Origin of the sequence: Corallococcus sp. CA053C (genome assembly GCF_003611675.1) — a bacterium.
Taxonomy (GTDB): Bacteria; Myxococcota; Myxococcia; order Myxococcales; family Myxococcaceae; genus Corallococcus.
Genome location: NZ_RAWA01000677.1, coordinates 1 through 2,728, shown reverse-complemented (window position 1 = coordinate 2,728; position 2,728 = coordinate 1). Strand labels below are relative to the sequence as shown.

Sequence of the window (2,728 nt, the reverse complement as noted above, 5' to 3'; positions counted from 1 at the left end):
AAGCAGCCGCTGCCCGTGTTCGACCTTCAGCGGTTGCGCCTGGACGCGTCGGCGCTGGGCTCGCTGGTGGTGGGGACGGGACGGACGCTGGCGCCGGGCCAGCTGCGGGTGGCTTTGAACTACCACTACGAGCAACTGCCCCTGCACTTCCAGACGCGCTGGGAGCCGGGGGACGGCACGGGCCTCGTCGAGAACAAGATGACGGCGCACCTGACGGTGGGCGTCGGCGTGCTGTCGTGGCTGGACGTGGGGGCGGAGCTGCCCTTCATCCTGACGCAAGGGGGCAAGCCCACGTTGAGCTATGCACCGCCCCGCGAGGGAGGGCTCGCGACGCCCTGGCTGAGCGCGCGCGCGGCCGTGCTGCGCCAGACGCACGGCGCTCCCATCAACGTGGCCGTGGAGCTGACGGCGGGCCTGCCGGTGGGTAACCGCAAGGCGCAGGCGCACGAGGACTACGCGTGGCAGCCGCGGCTGCAGCTGGGCTACGCGGCCGAGGGCTTCCAGGTGGGGGGCGAGGCGGGCGTGTTCCTGCGCAAGCGCCAGGACCTGGGGCCGGTGTCCTACGACCCCAAGGACGTGGCGGGCAATGAGCTGCGATTGGGCGCCACGGTGACGTCGCGCGGGGGCGACGTGACGCGCGGCGAGGTGAGCGCGCTGGTGGGCGTGCCGCTCAACGGGGGCCGCGTGGGGGCGGAGCTGCTCATCGCCATCCGCCGCCATGCCCTGTCCAGCCTGGACCTGTATGTGATGGGCGGCCCGGGCGTGGGCGCGGGCTTCGACACGCCCACCTTCCGCTTCGTCGCGGGCCTGTCCTGGGCCACCAGCAAGGTGGACTGAAGGGACGCGGCCGGCTACTTCGGCATGAAGCCGAAGGCCTTCACCATCGCGATGGCGATGCCCAGCAGGCTCTCGCCCGCGATGAAGCCGGAGCTGACGGGCAGCACCGCGTCCTCGGCGAGCTTCGGCTTCATCCGGCGCAGCAGCGCGGCCAGCGCCGCGCCCACGAAGAGGCTGATGGAGCTGGAGCCGGGGATGACGATGGCCAGCCCCAGGCCGGACGCCGTGGGGATGAAGGCCTTCACCTTCGGCGGGGCCCACCGCTCCAGCAGCACCAGCGTCACGCCCAGCAGCAGCCCGCACAGGGCACCCACGCGCGCGGTGGGGTGCAGCGCGGCCACGCCGGTGGCGAGCATCTTGGACACGCCGGCCCACACCATGGACGCGGGCGCGGGGAACTGCTCCGTGCCCAGCACGTCCGCGGTCGGCACCAGCAGGTTGAAGACGGGCACGATGACGACGGAGCCCGCGACCACGCCGAAGAGCTGCGCGAAGAACTGCTGACGGGGCGCCGCGCCCAGGAGCCACCCGGACTTGAGGTCCGTGAGCAGGTCCGCGGAGTGCAGCCCCACGCCGCCCGTGGCGTTGGCGCTCATGATGTTGGCGGGGATGTTGCCCGGAGCGAGCGCGCCGAAGATGAGCTGGGTGACGGGGCCCAGCGCCTTGGTGGGCGTGGTGTCCGTCTCTCCCGTCACGCGCGACGCGATGACGCCCATCACCACCGCCAGCGGCAGCGCGAGCACGCCCGCCCACCACGGAATCTGGAACAGGTACGCCATCAGGAAGACGGCCACCGGGCCCAGCAGCGCGAAGCCCAGCGGGAACCACGCCGGGGGGCACTCGATGTCCGCCAGCGGATCATCACCCGTGCCCTCCTTCGGCTTGCGGCCCACGAGCCCGCCCAGCGCGGAGAAGGAGCGCACCACGCTCTTCCACTGGAAGGCGAACGACAGCAGGCCCGACGACACCAGCACCGCGGAGCCCGTCCACAGCGCCCAGCTGTTGATGGCCTTGTACGTCACCTCCGGGATGACGCCCCGGGAGAACATCTCCGGCGCGAGGAAGCCGTAGGTGAGGAAGGCGCCCAGCAGCATGGACCAGCCGGTGCGGAAGCTGATCAACGCGCCCGCGCCGATGAGCAGCAGGCTGAAGTCGAACGACAGCGACCACTTGCCGGCCTCGCGGCCCTGGATGGTGAACGGCAGGCTCACCTTCTCCGGCAGGTTCTTCAGCCAGGTGAAGCGCGCGTCGCGCACCAGCACCAGCAGCGCGCCCACGAGCCCCGCGATCCCCAGCAGGCGCGATTTCTGGCGGGCCACCTCGCCGTGGCCGTGCAGGGCGCGGATGGTCTCCGCGGTGGCGGTGCCGGTGGGGAACGGGAGCGCTTCGATGTTGATGAGCTGCCGCTTGATGGGGATGGCGGCGAAGACGCCCAGCGCGGAGATGACGCCAAACCACACCATCAGCCAGCCCGAGGACGGCAGCGTGCCGGTGAGCATCAAGAGCGCGGGCACCGCGGCCATGTTGCCGCCGCCCGTCATGTAGCCCGCCGCGGACGCCACGGAGCCCATGGCGTTGTTCTCCAGGTCGGTGAACTCCTTCGTCAGCAGCTTGAGCGAGCGCAGCGTACCGAACACCGCGAAGCCCAGGATGCACGCGGTGATGGTGACGCCCAGGCTCCACCCCGTCTTGAGGACGACGTAGAGATTGGACAGACACATCACCGCGCCAATGAGCATCCCGGCGATGATGGCGCGCACGGTGAGCTGCCGCGCGCCACCCTGGTAGACGTGCTCCTTCCAGTACCGCTCCGGATCCATCGCCGCGGAGGCGCCGGGCTTGTCCGGGACGGCGTCAGGGTCGGGCGCGGGGACGCGGAGCTGGCTGGGGT

At 71.2% G+C, this 2,728-nt stretch carries 2 protein-coding genes; one reads left to right on the top strand and one right to left on the bottom strand.

The window, feature by feature from the left end:
- On the top strand, positions 1 to 837 hold an 837-nt coding region (locus D7V97_RS42005), incomplete at its 5' end, for a flagellar motor protein MotB (protein ID WP_120616132.1).
- A 14-nt stretch (positions 838 to 851) separates the two neighbouring features.
- On the opposite strand, the gene D7V97_RS42000 is transcribed toward D7V97_RS42005, so the two are convergent.
- Positions 852 to 2,728: OPT family oligopeptide transporter (locus D7V97_RS42000; RefSeq protein ID WP_233583587.1), on the bottom strand; the 1,877-nt coding region annotated here is incomplete at its 5' end.